We start from the raw sequence: 16,596 nt of genomic DNA on the forward strand, positions 1-16,596 counted from the left end.
TGAGCATAGGCCCACGATCTCCTCCGCCCTGCGCCTCGATGATGCGCTTTTGGCTCAGCGTCGACGCCGAACACTATTTATTTATACGCCCCCTAGGGGTGCAGATGGGTCAGCTGTTCGGCGGAGAGCGCCAGCGTATCATTATGGTTGATACCGATCCCGGATGCCAGGATCTGGCGGGCAATCTGGTGCGCCTCTTCCAGCGAGTGCATGCTGTAGGTGCCACACTGAAACTCATTCAACTCTGGAATGCTGCGCTGATCGCTGACCCGCAGCACGTCCTCCATCGCCGCCTTCCAGGCCGCGGCCACCCGAGCTTCATCCGGCGTGCCGATCAGGCTCATATAGAAGCCCGTGCGGCAACCCATCGGTGAAATATCAATAATCTCAACGCCGTCGCCGTTCAGATGGTCGCGCATAAAGCCGGCAAACAGGTGCTCAAGGGTATGAATACCGCGCTCCGGCAGAATGGCATTGTTAGGGCGGCAGAAGCGCAGATCGAATACGGTGATCTGATCGCCGTGCGGGGTGGTCATATTTTTTGCTATGCGAACGGCGGGTGCGGCCATGCGGGTATGGTCGACAGTGAAGCTATCCAGTAACGGCATTTCGTCACCTCCTCAATAAAAAAATATTTTTTCCCTTTGTTAGGAAACCTTTTCCCATATTGCGACTCTCAGTATATGAAAGACACACATGCGCGTCTTCCATATTTCGTTATCATCATCCCTGTCCTCAGAGATGCTTATTTTGGCCACAGATATTGTGGCCTTTTTCTTTTTTAGCCTCCGGCGTGCTGCCGGAGGTAGGACGCAAAGGACTCGCAGCTCTGAGACTCCAGCGCCGCCTGGCGGGTAACCGAGCGCTGCGCCTGTACCGCCAGCGTTGTCTCATCCAACAACGCAAGCGGTTCGCTGCACAGCCGATCGCGGTAATGCTGCGCCAGCGTCAGGCCATAACCGCCGATCCCGCGCTCCCCCATCTGGGCTACGACCCGTGCCGAGTAAGTCAGTGAAACGTCCTCGAAGGCCGCGACCAGGCGAGCGCAGACCTGCTGGTAGCGCGCATCACCGTTAATGCCATCCAGCACCTCGGCGACCCGATGCAGGTCGGCAAAGAGTGACTGCCCCACGTACGCCAGCGGCTGACGGGCATCATGACAGCCAATGCCGATGGTCTGCCCCGGCTTACGCCCCTCAAGGATCACCCGGTTCCAGTTTTGGCGCGTACACAGCAGCTCGTCACTGCTCATCTCTGGCGCGTCGGCCAGCACGCACCAGATCAGGAACAGATCGAGGAAGCGGGCCTGATCGGCATCGACGCCGATGGGGGTGAACGGGTTAATGTCCAGAGAGCGAACCTCAATGTACTCTACGCCGCCGCGCAGCAGCGCATCAGATGGTGACTCACCGTCACGTGTGACACGCTTGGGTCGGATCGGCGCATAGAGCTCATTCTCGATCTGCAAAATATTGGCATTCAGCTGGTGATAGTGGCCGCTTTCCTCCACGCCCAGGCGGGCAAACTCAGCGGAGGGGGTGTGAATAGCACGTTTCAGCCCTTCGACATACTGATTAAGGTGATTAAACGTGATCCCAAGATTACTCTGCGACTTATTGGTGTATCCCAGATCGCTCAGGCGCAGAGAGGTAGCATAGGGCAGGAACAGCGTTCCGCCGCGGCGCTCAAACGGCAGCGCGCTCTCCCGCCCGTTCAGGAAGGAGCTACAGATAGCCGGTGAAGCACCAAACAGATAGGGGATCACCCAGCCAAAGCGATAGTAGTTCCGGATCAGGCGGAAATAACCGTCAGAAATGGCAGCCTTACCGCTATCCGCATCCTGCACACCGGCGCGCGCCTGCCAAAACGACAGCGGCAGGGAGAAGTTATAGTGCACGCCGGAGATGGTCTGCATCAGCGCCCCATAACGATTCTTCAGCCCCTCGCGGTAGAGCGTTTTAAAGCGCCCCAAGTTACTGCTGCCGTACTGGGCCAGGATGATATCCTGCTCGCTCCCGATAAAACAGGGCATGCTCAGGGGCCACATACGCTCATCGCCGAGATTGCGCGCCACATAGCGGTGAATATCACTGAGGAACGTCAGCATATGATCGATGCTGCCATCGACAGGCGTGATAAACTCCAGCAGGCTTTCGGCGAAGTCAGTAGTAATCCAGGGGTGGGTCAACGCCTTGCCCAACACCGCCGGATGCGGCGTAGTAGCCAAATGCCCCTCGGGAGTGACACGCAGCGTTTCGCGCTCAATACCGCGCCTGATGCCATCCAGGGCATTCGGATGAGATTCCAGCCAGCTAAGGGCCTGAGATACGTCCGGGATCAAATTGACCTCCCGCTAATAAGAAGAGTTAATCGCGCCCACCGCGTCTTACCGCAATGGACGCCTAATGCCACCACGACATGCCGTACAGCGTCAACCATGCCAGCACCGCATAGCGTGCAGCCTTACCCAGGGTCAGATACAGCGCGACCTTTCCCCACGGCATCCGTAGCCACCCGGCCAAGAGGCACAGCAAATCGCCGATCAGTGGCAGCCAGCTGAGCAACAGCGCCGCGGCGCCGTAGCGCTGCATCCAGCCCAACGCTATCGCCAGCCCGCGCTGCGGCGTCAGCTGGGGCAGCGCCCTACCAATGACCACATTGGTCAGTCCGCCCAGCACGTTACCCACGATCGCCGCCGCCATCAGCCAGAGCAGCGGCGCCTGAGCCGCGATCAGTAGCCCGGTCAGTACCACCTCTGAATTACCCGGCAGCAGCGTCGCGCTGGTAAAACTGCTGACAAACATGCCAGTGACAGCCCAAAATTCACTCATTACAGGTCGCGCACGTCGATCCACTCCATCCCCGCTCGCTGGGCGGCCTGAATCCCCAAATCCGCATCCTCAAACACCACGCAGCGGGGCGGCGCAACGCCGAGCAACGCAGCACAGCGTAAAAAGGTTTGCGGATCCGGCTTATGGCGCTGTACATCATCAGCAGCCACGATCGCCTGAAAACAGTCGCGCAGCCCCAGATGGCGCAGCAGGGCATCGGCCAGGCGATGTTCACTGCCGGTACCGACGGCCATGGGACGACGTCCCATATAGGCCAAGGCAACCTCCGCCAGCGGCAGCGGACGTACGCAGTCCAACAGCATACTCTCTACTGCCCTCGTTTTTTCCGCGGCCAGCGCATGAGGATTGAGATCGGATTGATTGTGCTCAATGATAGCCTGAGCAATACGCCATGTGGGAGAGCCATTGAGTGCGATCACCGCCGTTAGGTCATAATCCATACCGTAACGCCCCAGCACCGCGTCCCACGCCCGCTGATGCGTCGGCTCACTGTCGAGCAGGGTACCATCCATATCGAAAATCAGCCCGTCATAACGGTCATACATCGTCATGCTCATCCTCTGAAACGGGGAAAAGAGAGCTACTTTAGCGTAAAAGCAGGCCAGCTGTCGCGGACCGTCGCCGCATCGCCGTGATACCTGCAGGTGGGCAGGGAAGGCAAAGTGAGGCAGAGGGAGGGAAGATGCGGATGTGACCCGTCCTGAATAACGTTGACACGTTGCTGACTAAAATGTGGAGAACGTGATAATGACTGATTCAAACGTACCCAGCGTGATTATCCTCTATCCTTTAAGATAGCCGTTGTTGAGCAGGTCGAAAAAGGCGAGATGACCTATAAACAGGCCCAGCAACGATACGGTATTCAGGGACGCTCCACCGTTCTTGTCTGGTCGCGTAAATATGGCCGTCTTGACTGGAGCTCTGGGTTCCCTGACCGAGTGAAAAGGAAACTGCCTGTGGCACACACAAATCCCTCACTCACCTCCGAGCAAAGAATCAAAGAACTGGAAGAGCAACTGAAGCTGGTAAATCAGAAAGCTGAGTTTTTTTACGTCCTGAAAAACGATTACGGGGTGAACATGGTAAAAAAGCGGCCCGGCAAGTCCTCGCGCAAAGTCAGGCCGCAAAAATAACCGTTATGCGCGCATGCCAGTTTCTGGGGCACAGTAGACAGGCCTGGTATCAGGACAAGGGCAGGTACAATAAATGACTGGGGGGTAATATTCATTTCATTGATTTTATTGACCATATTCAGATAAATCAGCCACAAATTGGTACGCGTAAACTGGACTACCGGCTGAACAGTCAGGCCGACAGAATGCTGAATATCGGGCGGGACCGCTTGTTTACCCTACAGGATGAACACCGGCTCCCGGTATCGGTGAAACGGGAATATCACAAAACCACCAACAGCCATCGTCGGTTTTACTGGCATCCGAATCCGCTGAAACCCGGCCCCGGACAGGCTACTACCCTTAAGCCGGAGCAAGTCTGGGTTGCTGACATGACTTACCTTCCGCTGCGCAGTGGCACAGTCTATCTGAGTCTGATCACTGATGCCTGACCCAGAAGAGTCATGGGTTATCATGTGGGGGAAAATCTGCAGACTGAAAATGTGGTGAAAGCGTTCAGGCGGGCACTGAGGCGGAGAAAAACGACAGGTCCTCCAGTACATCACTCTAACAGAGGAGTGCAATACTGTTCAGCATTTTATCAGTCAATACATGAAAGAAACGGGGTAACCTGTTCAATGACCGATGGTTATGACTGTTACCAGAATGCGTTGGCTGAGCGGATAAACGGTATTCTGAAAAATGTGTTTTTACTCTCATGCCCAGAGGATCTTGCGCAGGCCAGAACAATGGTAAAAAAATCTGTAGATATTTATAACCATGAGTGGCCACGTCTGGCCCTGAAATAGAAAACGCCCGATGATGTTCATCAGGCGTTTTACAGACAAAAACTGTCAACCTATATCAGGACTCGTCAGCAAAAAGCATCCAGGACGGATTAGCTGACGCTGCGCGTCTTACCGCAGGTGGGCCTTCCACGCAAGGCTGCCGCCTATTTACAATCCTGTGCAATCTTTGCTGTAGGCAAAGTATGCTGCTGGCATCACGCTATGCGAAATATGGTGCATCCGGGAGGATTCGAACCTCCGACCGCTCGGTTCGTAGCCGAGTACTCTATCCAGCTGAGCTACGGATGCATAGAATAATAACATTGACAGAAGGCTTACCCAGCTGCCTGATTCACCGCTCATCACCATGAATCGAAAAGATGGTGCATCCGGGAGGATTCGAACCTCCGACCGCTCGGTTCGTAGCCGAGTACTCTATCCAGCTGAGCTACGGATGCACACAGAACTTATTTGATGGTACGGACCGCTCTTATTCCCGTATCCGATTTACCGCCGCATGGCCATAAATCTAAAAGATGGTGCATCCGGGAGGATTCGAACCTCCGACCGCTCGGTTCGTAGCCGAGTACTCTATCCAGCTGAGCTACGGATGCAAATGGCGGTGAGGGGGGGATTCGAACCCCCGATGCAGCTTTTGACCGCATACTCCCTTAGCAGGGGAGCGCCTTCAGCCTCTCGGCCACCTCACCACACGCGACTCTTGCGAGTTGTGCCCACTCAACATTTCGTTGTCTCATCGGCACTGCGTGGCGCACATATTACTTTCACGGGCTGATAAGTCAAACAATTTTTCCTGAGTTTTCACACAATCTGATTCGTTTGCACACTTCACAGCCAAACCGCTGTGAATGGCGGCAATGTGCTGTTTTTATGAACCATGAAAAACCCTTTTCTGCGCAGCATGCCGAGAGCGCATAATGCCTACCGATACCACACCAACTGAACTGTTTAGATAAAAAAACGCGTTCACCTCTCCACAGGAACGCCCGCAAGACAAAAATGAACGACGCAAGCTGAAGGAAGGTGGGGAAAGAAACGTAAAAAAAGAGAAAACGAAGGGGGAATCATAGGGACAAAGGTAGTAAGAACTGCGTAAGCGTCCCGCTGCAATGCGAGACGCTATACCAAAATCAATACGTCGTCGGTTGGGACTTTTCTGCCTGAATACGCTGGTAGATCTCTTCACGGTGTACGGAAACCTCTTTCGGAGCATTCACGCCGATACGTACCTGGTTTCCCTTCACCCCCAACACGGTGACCGTTACTTCATCGCCAATCATGAGGGTTTCACCCACTCGACGAGTCAGAATAAGCATTCTTTGCTCCTTGAAAGATTAATTAGAGTCGGGTCTCTCAGTTTTTTCTCCGCCATTATCCATCATCTATAGTAAAAACGTAAACAGCAACAAATCCATAATGTGTAAGCAGATTCCCGCCAACCACATCCTTTATACAAGTTTATCTCAAAACGCACACACTATTGCAAAATTTATAACACTCAAAGGATGAAAAACGAAAAAAACGCCGTATCCAACAAATGGATACGGCGTTTTAACTATTCTAGCGCGAATTATAGCTTAGCGGAAACCCAATCCGCCACACTGGCCAGAGCCTGGGGCAGGGCTGCGGTGTCGGTTCCTCCAGCCTGCGCCATATCGGGACGTCCACCGCCTTTGCCACCAACCTGTTGTGCGACCATACCGATCAGCTCACCGGCCTTCACTTTAGCGGTCAAATCCTTGGTCACGCCGGCGATCAGGCTGACTTTACCCGCCTCGGCCGTCGCCAGCACTACAATGCAGGAGCTCATCTGGTTTTTCAGATCATCCACCATGGTACGCAGCATTTTCGGCTCCACGCCATCCAGCTGACTCACCAACAATTTCACACCGTTAACCTCAACGGCTTTCCCGCTCAGCGAGGCGCTCTCCTGCGCAGCCTGCTGATCCTTGAGCTGATGCAACGCTTTCTCCAGCTGACGGCTCTTTTCCATAACGGCGCGGATCTTCTCTGCAACGCTTTGGGCATCACCTTTCACCAGGGATGCTGCCTCACGCAGCATATCGCTCTCCTGATGCATCGCCAGCAGCGCCTGCTCACCGGTCACCGCCTCGATGCGACGCACCCCGGCGGCGGTGCCACTCTCGCTCACAATGCGGAACAGACCGATATCACCGGTGCGCTCTGCGTGCGTACCACCGCACAGCTCGGTGGAGAAGTCCCCCATGCTCAGCACGCGAACCTGGGCATCGTACTTCTCGCCGAACAGCGCCATAGCCCCTTTGGCCTTGGCCTCCTCCAGCCCCATCTCCTGCGTATCAATAGGCAGGTTGCGGCGGATCTGGGCATTAACGATATCCTCAACCTGACGGATCTGCCGCGGCTTCATCGCCTCAGCGTGCGAGAAGTCAAAGCGCAGAGCGCCATCGCTTACCAGCGAACCTTTCTGCGCGACATGCTCACCCAGCACGCTACGCAGGGCGGCATGCATCAGGTGCGTCGCCGAGTGGCTCTGGCGGATACGCTCGCGGCGCGCGCCGTCGATGCCGGCCTGGACCCGCTCTCCGACCCGCAGGCTGCCCTGGGCTACCTTACCGAGATGGCCGATAGCCTGACCGTACTTCTGGGTATCCTCAACCACAAAACGGCAGCCCTGCGCCATCAGCTCACCGCGATCGCCCACCTGGCCGCCGGACTCGGCGTAGAACGGCGTCTGCGCCAGCACGACAACCCCTTCCTCGCCGGCCTGCAGGACATCAACCGCCTCCCCATTGTGAAACAGGGCCGTCACCAGGGCATCCTGCTGCTGCAGGTGATAACCGGTAAAGTCCGTGCTGCCGTCAACGCGGATCATGCTGTTGTAGTCGGCGCCGAAGCCGCTGGACTCGCGCGCACGGCAGCGCTGAGCCTCCATCGCCCGCTCGAAGCCCTCTTCATCCACCTTCAGACTGCGCTCGCGGCACACGTCGGCGGTCAGATCCAGCGGGAAGCCATAGGTATCGTACAGGCGGAATGCGGTCTCGCCGTCCAGAGTATCCCCGTCCAGCGTGGACAGCTCGTCGTCCAGCAGCGTCAGCCCACGCTCCAGCGTGCGCGCAAACTGCTCCTCCTCCGTCTTCAGCACCTGCTCCACCATCGCCTGCTGCTGCGCCAGCGCATCGGCGGACGCCCCCATCACGGCGATCAGCGGCTTCACCAGCTTATAGAAGAAAGCCTCTTTGGCACCCAGCATATGCCCGTGGCGCACGGCGCGACGGATGATGCGGCGCAGCACGTAGCCGCGGCCCTCGTTGGAGGGCAGCACGCCGTCGGAAACCAGGAATGCGCAGGAGCGGATATGGTCTGCGATCACCCGCAGTGATTTGCTGCTCAGATCGCTAACGCCGATCACCCGCGCGGTCTCTGCAATCAGGGTACGGAACAGATCGATATCATAATTGGAGTTAACGTGCTGCAACACCGCCGCAATGCGCTCCAGCCCCATCCCGGTATCGACGGAAGGCTTAGGCAATGGCAGCAGCGTGCCGTCGCTCTGGCGGTTGAACTGCATGAAGACGATATTCCAGATCTCAATATAGCGATCGCCGTCCTCGTCCGGGCTGCCCGGAGGCCCCCCGGCAATGTGGGCGCCGTGGTCATAGAAGATCTCGGTGCACGGGCCGCACGGGCCGGTCTCGCCCATCTGCCAGAAGTTATCGGAAGCATAGGGCGCGCCTTTATTGTCGCCGATGCGAATAATGCGCTCGCGCGGTACGCCGACCTCGTTGGCCCAGATGTCGAAAGCCTCGTCGTCGCTTTCGTACACCGTCACCCACAACTTCTCTTTCGGCAGGTTAAACCACTGTGCACCGGTCAGCAGTTCCCAGGCAAAATTGATGGCGTCATGCTTGAAGTAATCGCCAAAGCTAAAGTTACCCAGCATCTCAAAGAAGGTGTGGTGGCGAGCGGTATAACCGACGTTCTCCAGGTCATTATGTTTACCGCCGGCACGTACGCAGCGCTGCGCCGTGGTTGCACGGCTATAGCTGCGCTTATCGATGCCAAGGAAAACATCTTTAAACTGGTTCATCCCGGCGTTGGTAAACAACAGTGTCGGATCGTTGTTCGGCACCAGGGAGCTGCTGTCCACCACCTGGTGGCCCTTACTGTGATAAAAATCGAGAAACGCTTGACGGATCTCAGCGGTACTCTTGCTCATAAATGTCCCGGAGTCTGGCTAGAAGAACAGTCCGTGAACAAAACAGCCCGCATTCCGCTGCCGACGCCCGCTCACGAACACAAAGTGACACTAAGATAAAATTTCTTCTCACCGAAGTAAAACGCCGCGTGCGTTCACGAAGTTAAATCACGCAGGGCATCCTGGATCTCCTCCGAAAAGAAGCCGCGATACAGCAGATAGCGCTGCACTTTGGCCCGGGTAGCCCAATCAGAAGAGAGCGGTAGGGAAAAGTGGCGCTCCAGCGTGCGGCGCGCCTGTGCGCTCCAGTCGATCTCACACCCGGCCAGCGCCTGCTGGATGAGATCGCGCGCCACGCCGCGCACCCCCAACTCCTGACGAATACGCTGCGCGCCATAGCCTTTACGGCTGCGGGACTCGATATAGCACTGGGCAAAGCGGGCATCATCCAGCCACTGATAGCGCTGGCAGTGGGCAATAGTTAACGCTATCTCCCCCTCAGAAACGCCCTGCGCCGCAAGTTTGCGGCGCAGTTCATTCTCGCTGTGGTCTCGCTGGGCCAGCAGACGCATGGCCCGGTTAAGCGCGTCGCTCACGCAGACCTCGCCGCGCCGTCCCCATGGCCGCCAGAATTAGAAGTTTTCATCATCCGCCGCCGCGTTGTCTTCGCGTTCGGCACCCGCCCGCTCGGCGTCGGTCGCCGCGGCGTGGCTCAGCAGCAGCTCACGCAGCTTGCCCTCCAGCTCAGCAGAGATCGTCGTATTCTCCTGCAGGAACTTCATGGAGTTCGCTTTACCTTGGCCAATCTTGTCGCCATTGTAGCTGTACCAGGCGCCGGATTTATCCAGCAGCTTGTGCTTAACGCCCAGATCGATCAGCTCGCTCTCCTTGGAGATACCGGCACCGTACAGGATCTGAAACTCAGCCTGACGGAATGGCGGGGCTACTTTGTTCTTGACCACCTTGACGCGGGTCTCGTTGCCGACCACCTCATCGCCCTCTTTGATGGCACCGATGCGACGGATATCCAGACGCACGGAAGAGTAGAACTTCAGCGCGTTACCGCCGGTGGTGGTCTCTGGGTTACCGAACATCACGCCGATTTTCATACGAATCTGGTTGATAAACACCACCAGACAGTTGGCGTTTTTGATATTGGCAGTCAGCTTACGCAGCGCCTGAGACATTAGACGCGCCTGCAGGCCAACGTGAGAGTCCCCCATTTCGCCCTCGATCTCCGCCTTCGGCGTCAGGGCTGCTACGGAGTCCACGATGATCACATCGACGGCGCCGGAGCGCACCAGCGCATCGCAGATCTCCAGCGCCTGCTCACCGGTATCCGGCTGCGACACCAGCAGATCATCGACGTTTACCCCCAGCTTGGCGGCATAGATCGGATCCAGTGCGTGTTCGGCGTCAATAAAGGCACAGGTCTTTCCTGCAGCCTGTGCACAAGCGATGACTGACAGGGTCAGCGTGGTTTTACCGGAGGACTCGGGCCCAAAGATCTCAACGATGCGCCCCATCGGCAGACCGCCGATACCCAGCGCGACGTCCAGACTCAGAGAACCGGTTGAAATGGACTCAATGTCCAGCGTTTGGGTATCTCCCAGACGCATGATAGAACCTTTACCAAACTGCTTTTCAATCTGGCCTAACGCCGCAGCCAGGGCACGTTGTTTGTTCTCGTCCATCCGCTTACTCCACGCATAGCAAATCTGAAATTGACCTTGATTATACTGTATACTCATACAGCATCAAGACTCACATAAGAAATTTTTCCAGTAGCGTCCGCAGCGCAAACTGCGCCGCCTGCCGCCGCACGGCATCCCGATCGCCGGCAAAATTCCGGCGCAGACACAGGGGTTCTCCGCCGCGGGCAACAAAGCCAAACCAGACTGTGCCGACGGGTTTCTGCGCGCTACCGCCGTCGGGACCGGCAATACCACTCACCGCCATAGCCAGATCGGCCTGCGCCGCATGCAGGGCACCAACGGCCATCGCCGCCACAACAGGCTCACTTACCGCCCCATGCTGCGTCAGCACACTTCCCGGCACTCCCAGCATCTCCTCTTTGGCCCGATTGCTGTACGTGACAAACCCTCGCTCAAAATAGTACGAGCTGCCGACAATATCGGTCAACAGCTTGGCTATCAGCCCTCCGGTACAGGATTCGGCACAGGTGACCTGCGCTCCACGGGCACGCAAGCGTTCACCAACGCTCTGGCTCAACGCAGTCAGCGACTGCTCCATAGTGACTCCTTAAACCCATAAAGGAACGGCGGGCATAGTAACACTTTCCCTCCTACGAATCGCCGATCGCCAGACATCAGATCTCAAAAAAAATTAAACAGATGAATAAATATATTTAATTAAATTCGTGGTCATTATATTTACTTATAAAAAGAAAACATAGAACAAATAAGCATGAAAAATATATATCATTTTCCCGTTAAGCGGCTCACACAATAATACCAAACTAGAAAACAATACCTAAAAAACGTGCTAATTAGCCATTGACACAACATAGATCTCGAACAAATAAATGCTATCAATACCAAAACCATAAAGCCTGTAGATGTCCCTACCATCTAGCCGAGTATCTGTGTGTCACCTATTACACGTACGTTAAAACGCAAGGATACAACCATATGAAGATAAATAGGGAAAAGGCTTTTCGCCTCTCTACGCTAGCGTTTTCAATCACGCTATTGCTTGGAAGTAATCTCTTCACACCTCTGCAGGCATCGCTCAGCCAACCAACAATATCCAGCCGTGACACACCTATTATTAGAATTAATGATAAAGGTGATATTTATTATTTTAAAGATGCCAATAAAAACGGCGCGCTGGATATCTATGAAGACTGGCGCAAACCTGTCGCGCTGCGGGCCGTTGATCTGCTGAGTAAAATGCGTAATGAAGACAAACTGGGACTGATGGTGATTGGCTCCCAGTCATTGGGATCAACAGGCTGCTCAAGCCCCAGCGCCAACGGTATTTTATGTGAGACCTACCGCCAATTTACCAGTAACGTCTTCAGTGCGCCCGGCGACAGTTTTGAGTTCTTTGAAAAACCGGTTATTGAACGCAGCGCCCCCTCAACCGAAGGGATCCTCGACTGGAAAGTCCGTTTCATGATCGATCGCAGCAATGCCGATCCACTTACGCTGGCTATCTGGACCAACGCCTTGCAGCAGGTTGCTGAAAAATCCTCTCTGGGTATTCCTGTCGTTGTGACCTCTAACCCACGTAATCACAACACCAACAATGTCGGATTCGGACTTCAGGAATCTTCCGGCACATTCTCTCTATGGCCCAGCACCCTGGGAATGGGGGCTGCCTTTATTGGTGAAATGGAAACCCGCAACGCCCGCAGCAGCCTTATCCAAGACTTCGCCAGCATGGCGGCGCAAGAATGGGAGGCCACCGGCGTTCGCAAGATATATGGCTATATGGCCGATACTGCTACCGATCCGCGCTGGTTTCGCCTGGCCGATACTTTCGGCGACAGCCCGGAAATCGTCGCCGAGGCAACGCGCCAGGTCGTTACCGGATTTCAGGGGGATCAGCCAGATAACCTGGATATTGCCATGACCACCAAGCATTTCCCCGGCGGCGGTGCCCGCGATCGGGGCACCGACCCCCACTATGTCTACGGCCAATACTCGCCCTACCCGACTAAAGATAGTCTGTACCGCTACCATCTTCCGGGCTTTATCGCCGCCGTAGATGCCGGAACCTCTTCGATCATGCCCTACTATGCGCGCCCCAGCGACGCCATGAGCCTGCCCCAGCTGTATCTCAGCAATATTCCCGAGGAGGAGAAGATCGTCAATGACACCGGCGACGGCTCTACCCTGTTTACCCGCGATCTCCTCGGCAACCGTATCTACGATCCGCTGTATCTGGCCAAAAAAGTTCCGGAGAAATTCCTGGATCAGGGTTTCAGTGAAGAGCTGGGCTTTGCCTATAGCCATAAACTCATCGACAGCCTGCTACGGGATCAGCTTGGCTTTACCGGTTATATCAACAGTGACTCTGGTATCCTCACCGGCATGGCCTGGGGGCTGGAAAACGCAACGCTTGCCCAACGCGTCGCGCTCGGTGCTACCAACGGGGTTGACGTTTTCAGCGATCTGTCCGATGTTTTCCTGTTCCGCGATGCGTTCAACAGTGAACAAAGTTTTAACCAAGCCATATTGGATCAGGCCGCTGGCCGCCTGCTGACGGAGATGTTCAGTCTGGGGTTATTTGAAGACCCCTACCGCGATCCGCAGCAGGCCGTTGATATTTTCAATGAACCGGCGCGACACGAGGCCGCCTACCAGGCTCATCAGAAGTCGGTCGTGGTGCTGAAGAACAGCGGCAATCTGCTGCCGTTGACCGAAGAAAAGATCGGTAACGCACCGGTCTACATCGAATTCTTCTCCCGCGATGGCGAACAGCGGCGAGCAACAGATACATTGACCCTGCAGCAGGCCATCAAGCGCCAGGCGCCCTGGCTAAACGTTACGTTTGACATCAACAATGCTGACTATGCCTTGCTCTTCGTCAAGCCGGCAGACGGCGTTGGCCTGTTCGAACAGAGCGCAGAATTTGTCTACAACCTGCAAGTCAATGATCATAACGGGATCGATATCGATCGGATCAATATGATCCAGGCCAAAGTACCCACCATCGTCAATGTGAACCTCTCCCAGCCGTGGCTGTTGGAAAACCTGGAGCCGGGTGCGGCTGCCATCACCGCCAGCTTTGCCACTCTTTCAGAAGCGGTCGTGGATGTACTCACCGGTAACGTCAACCCCTCTGGTGCGCTGCCGGTAACCCTACCACGCAACGAAGGTGAGGTCGTCAAAGCTGAAACTGCCGGACCACAACGCGATGGCCGCAAGATAGCATCCGATGTGCCGGGCTACCTGCGTGATAACCTACAGGAGTATGTCTACACCGACAGCGACAATAACCGCTACCAGACCGGCTTCCATCTGGTATGGGATATCGCGAACCTGGATAACAGTGCCCCCAATCGAAACGCGCTGCTGCAACAGGCGCGCATCGGGCTTATCTCCACCCGTTATCAACAGGCGAAAAACCCACCCGAAGTCGATCGCTACTACCTCAGCGCAGAGGCGACGGCAGACAGAATCGCAGCACATAATGGCGAAACGCTGGCCATGAGCAATCAGGTTAATCTTGCCGTTAACCAGCCAGATCACACTGCAGCCGATGCAGATGCTAACCTGAAAACACGTCAACCGGCGCGCAGTATGAACCCGGGGTTGTTTATCACCAAGGAAGATAATGCCGTCACGCTAGACCAAGTCTTTAACGGTGGCGTTTATCAGCGTACTCAGAATAACAGCACTAATGTCTACTCTGCCGGGATCTGGCTGGATGCCTCTGCCAACAACAACTCCCTGCTGCTGAAGAACAGCGTTAACCTGGCCTACAGCGATGCCCTTGCCGCCTATGGCGTCTTCCAGAACGCCAGTAGTCAGAACAACCTGCTATTGCTACAGAACTCACTGAATCTGTCCCTCGGCGATGGTGTCACCTCACACGGTATTTACCACGGTAACAGCAATGCCTATAGCCTACTGACAGACGAAGGTTATGACAGCGGGCAACGTCAGGCATTCAGCCAAAGCGTCGTCGTTCTGGATAACGCGGCCAACATCGCTGCGCGTTTGAAGGACGGTGTATTGTCTGGTCTGACAAACGCCTTTACCAACGCCCCGACGCTCATCCTCAAGGACAGTCTGATCGGTGGAGATATCAGCCAAACCGCAGGGGATGACTTCCTGCTCAATATCAACAGTAAGCTGTTTGGCAAAGTTGCGCTCAGCAATGGTAACGATACCTTCGTACTGGATGAAAATACGCGTGACTTTACCCTGAGCGGTCGGATAACTCCGGACTATCTGTTTACTGACAACCTGTATATCTACACCCCCTCCTGTAGCGATAATAGTTGCCTCCGGATTGAACAGGGTGAAGGCAAATTTAGTGTTGTCACTACCGATGGTAGTGATCCCCACACGATTGCCAATGTCACCTATGGCGCCATTAACCCCTTTAACGTCTATCAGGTCATGGCCGATGGCAGCGTCGCGGAAACCGCACTGCGCCAGCGAGACCCCCTGCTGAGGTTACGGCCGCTGATTTCGCAATACCATTACACCTTTGCCAATGGCTATCAGGCCGACTTTGCCCTGCCGGCACAGTCCAGCGTCACCGTGCGGGGCAATACGCTGCGGGTAGGCGACTGGCTCCTGACGCCAGACCGCGTCATCACCCCTTCGGGGTACCAGCTGCGCAGCGAAGGTCTCTGGGTGGAAGCGGGCACACCACTGCCGGGCTTAGTCCAGGGTAAAACCGTCGAACAAGGGGGAGAAACCTATGTGCTCAGTGAGCAAAATGGTAATGGGACAACCCGGATACAAGGCTTTACCGAACCGAGGGTCACTAATCCCGGCAAGCCGATTACCTTAGAGCAGGACGCGCTGCTGGTAAAAGACGTCACTCAGGCTGCGCCGACGGATGCTTTGCTTATTGCGGTGAACGATACGCAAATGCAGGTCAAAGCGCCCAGTGGCATCCAGGCTGATGTCGATATCAACACGCTTACGCCGACCCGCCTAAGCAACATTTCCGGCGGCGCACTGCATATCGATGCCTTTAACTATTTGCTTGACGTTCCCCTGTTGCTCAGTGACACGCAGCAGACCCGTGAGCATGCCATGCGTCTGCAGGATGGTGAGTTCGATGTCTATCTGAACTATCTGGCCGATAACCGCACCTATAACGGCGGCAACGGTGGACAGGGCAGCAAGGGGCAAACCTCCGGTGTGGCTCTGGGACTGGGTGCAGGTCTCAGCGATACCATAACGCTGTATGGTCAGCTTGCCAGAACCTACGGGGATGTGAGCAGTGGCGGCAGCAGTGCAGATGTCAACATGACCAGCCTGGCACTGGCCCTTACACTCCGCCCACTGGCAGACAGCAACGGCGGCAGTACGCCGTTTGTGGCCCTGAGCGGACAAATGGGTTGGAGCCAGTATGAACCCACCCGGGAAATGGGAAGTCTGGGGCAAGCCAGAGCGGACAGTCGCGGGCAGCTTTATACTTATGCCCTGACGGCAGGCTACGAAGCCAACCTGACGCCAGAGTGGCGCCTGACACCGTCGCTGGCGCTGCGCAGCACGCATCTGCGCCAGGATGACATCCATGAGTCCGCGCCCAACGCGCTGGCATTCGATGTCGCACAGTTCAATGCCAACCGCACCGATATTGCTCTGCGCCTGGACAGCGATTACCGCGTCAGCATCGACGAATGGCAGATAACGCCACGCCTGTTTGCCGAATACCGGCGTAACCTGGGAGACAAGGATAGCCAGGCTGATATTATGGCCAACGGGGTGCCAGTGACGCCAATAGCACACGTGCGCGGTGATAATCTCCTGCGCGGCGGCGCTGAACTTGACGTGTCATATGGTCGCTGGACAATGGCATTGCGCGGTGACGGAACTACCGGAGACAAGAGCAGCGGCGGCAATGTCGCCATAACCTTGGGTGCCCGCTTCTAACCCATGGTTTCATTACGTTAATCGACAGCGTGCGGTTTTGGCCGTACGCTGTCGGAG

At 55.7% G+C, this 16,596-nt stretch carries 10 protein-coding genes, 4 tRNA genes and 1 pseudogene; 2 read left to right on the forward strand and 13 right to left on the reverse strand.

Going from position 1 to position 16,596, the window contains the following annotated elements; translation table 11 throughout:
* Positions 1-92 precede the first annotated feature (92 nt).
* The 4 genes from luxS to yqaB all read right to left on the reverse strand — a co-directional run bounded on the left by luxS (position 93) and on the right by yqaB (position 3,397).
* Complete coding sequence (gene luxS, locus EIEH_RS05560) at positions 93-608, reverse strand: S-ribosylhomocysteine lyase (RefSeq protein ID WP_015872456.1); 516 nt, start codon at positions 606-608, stop codon at positions 93-95.
* 173 nt (positions 609-781) lie between these two features.
* Entirely contained in the window at positions 782-2,341 is a 1,560-nt protein-coding gene (gshA, locus tag EIEH_RS05565; protein WP_015872457.1) for a glutamate--cysteine ligase, read from the reverse strand.
* 61 nt (positions 2,342-2,402) lie between these two features.
* The gene (locus EIEH_RS05570) at positions 2,403-2,831 is read right to left on the reverse strand and encodes a YqaA family protein (protein WP_015872458.1); all 429 of its coding nucleotides are present in this window, start codon (positions 2,829-2,831) and stop codon (positions 2,403-2,405) included.
* Positions 2,831-3,397, reverse strand: a complete 567-nt coding sequence (gene yqaB / locus EIEH_RS05575; protein WP_015872459.1) for a fructose-1-phosphate/6-phosphogluconate phosphatase — start codon at positions 3,395-3,397, stop codon at positions 2,831-2,833. Before yqaB ends, EIEH_RS05570 begins: the two co-directional genes overlap by 1 nt.
* A 249-nt stretch (positions 3,398-3,646) precedes the next feature.
* Here yqaB and EIEH_RS18400 point away from each other — a divergent pair.
* Positions 3,647-4,770 (forward strand): annotated as a pseudogene (locus EIEH_RS18400) (IS3 family transposase); the annotation flags it as partial.
* Positions 4,771-4,984: 214 nt separating this feature from the next.
* On the opposite strand, the gene EIEH_RS05590 reads toward EIEH_RS18400, so the two are convergent.
* The 9 genes from EIEH_RS05590 to pncC all read right to left on the reverse strand — a co-directional run bounded on the left by EIEH_RS05590 (position 4,985) and on the right by pncC (position 11,203).
* Positions 4,985-5,061: transfer RNA gene (locus EIEH_RS05590), tRNA-Arg, on the reverse strand.
* A gap of 72 nt (positions 5,062-5,133) precedes the next feature.
* Positions 5,134-5,210, reverse strand: a tRNA-Arg gene (locus tag EIEH_RS05595).
* A gap of 79 nt (positions 5,211-5,289) precedes the next feature.
* Positions 5,290-5,366 (reverse strand) — tRNA-Arg (locus tag EIEH_RS05600).
* A 3-nt stretch (positions 5,367-5,369) separates the two neighbouring features.
* Positions 5,370-5,462: transfer RNA gene (locus tag EIEH_RS05605), tRNA-Ser, on the reverse strand.
* 441 nt (positions 5,463-5,903) lie between these two features.
* Positions 5,904-6,089, reverse strand: a complete 186-nt coding sequence (gene csrA, locus EIEH_RS05610; RefSeq protein WP_002209449.1) for a carbon storage regulator CsrA — start codon at positions 6,087-6,089, stop codon at positions 5,904-5,906.
* Between the two features lie 254 nt (positions 6,090-6,343).
* Positions 6,344-8,971 (reverse strand): alanine--tRNA ligase, encoded by a 2,628-nt coding sequence (alaS, locus tag EIEH_RS05615; protein WP_015872463.1) that lies wholly within the window; start codon positions 8,969-8,971, stop codon positions 6,344-6,346.
* Between the two features lie 134 nt (positions 8,972-9,105).
* Positions 9,106-9,546 (reverse strand): regulatory protein RecX, encoded by a 441-nt coding sequence (locus EIEH_RS05620; protein ID WP_015872464.1) that lies wholly within the window; start codon positions 9,544-9,546, stop codon positions 9,106-9,108.
* 36 nt (positions 9,547-9,582) lie between these two features.
* A complete protein-coding gene (gene recA, locus EIEH_RS05625) occupies positions 9,583-10,644 on the reverse strand; it encodes a recombinase RecA (RefSeq protein ID WP_015872465.1) in 1,062 nt (353 codons plus the stop codon).
* A 70-nt stretch (positions 10,645-10,714) separates the two neighbouring features.
* On the reverse strand, positions 10,715-11,203 hold the full coding sequence (gene pncC / locus EIEH_RS05630; protein WP_015872466.1) for a nicotinamide-nucleotide amidase: 489 nt from the start codon (positions 11,201-11,203) through the stop codon (positions 10,715-10,717).
* A gap of 398 nt (positions 11,204-11,601) precedes the next feature.
* Here pncC and EIEH_RS05635 point away from each other — a divergent pair, with 398 nt between their 5' ends.
* Entirely contained in the window at positions 11,602-16,539 is a 4,938-nt protein-coding gene (locus tag EIEH_RS05635; protein ID WP_015872467.1) for an autotransporter domain-containing protein, read from the forward strand.
* Positions 16,540-16,596: the final 57 nt, after the last annotated feature.

Origin of the sequence: Edwardsiella ictaluri ATCC 33202, from assembly GCF_000264785.1 — a bacterium.
Lineage (GTDB): Bacteria > Pseudomonadota > Gammaproteobacteria > Enterobacterales > Enterobacteriaceae > Edwardsiella > Edwardsiella ictaluri.

Coding starts and splice junctions, on each gene's coding strand:
- pncC (WP_015872466.1), bottom strand. CDS start 11,203: ATGGAGCAGTCGCTGACTGCGTTGAGCCAGAGCGTTGGTGAACGCTTG.
- csrA (WP_002209449.1), bottom strand. CDS start 6,089: ATGCTTATTCTGACTCGTCGAGTGGGTGAAACCCTCATGATTGGCGAT.
- EIEH_RS05570 (WP_015872458.1), bottom strand. CDS start 2,831: ATGAGTGAATTTTGGGCTGTCACTGGCATGTTTGTCAGCAGTTTTACC.
- yqaB (WP_015872459.1), bottom strand. CDS start 3,397: ATGTATGACCGTTATGACGGGCTGATTTTCGATATGGATGGTACCCTG.
- alaS (WP_015872463.1), bottom strand. CDS start 8,971: ATGAGCAAGAGTACCGCTGAGATCCGTCAAGCGTTTCTCGATTTTTAT.
- recA (WP_015872465.1), bottom strand. CDS start 10,644: ATGGACGAGAACAAACAACGTGCCCTGGCTGCGGCGTTAGGCCAGATT.
- EIEH_RS05635 (WP_015872467.1), top strand. CDS start 11,602: ATGAAGATAAATAGGGAAAAGGCTTTTCGCCTCTCTACGCTAGCGTTT.
- luxS (WP_015872456.1), bottom strand. CDS start 608: ATGCCGTTACTGGATAGCTTCACTGTCGACCATACCCGCATGGCCGCA.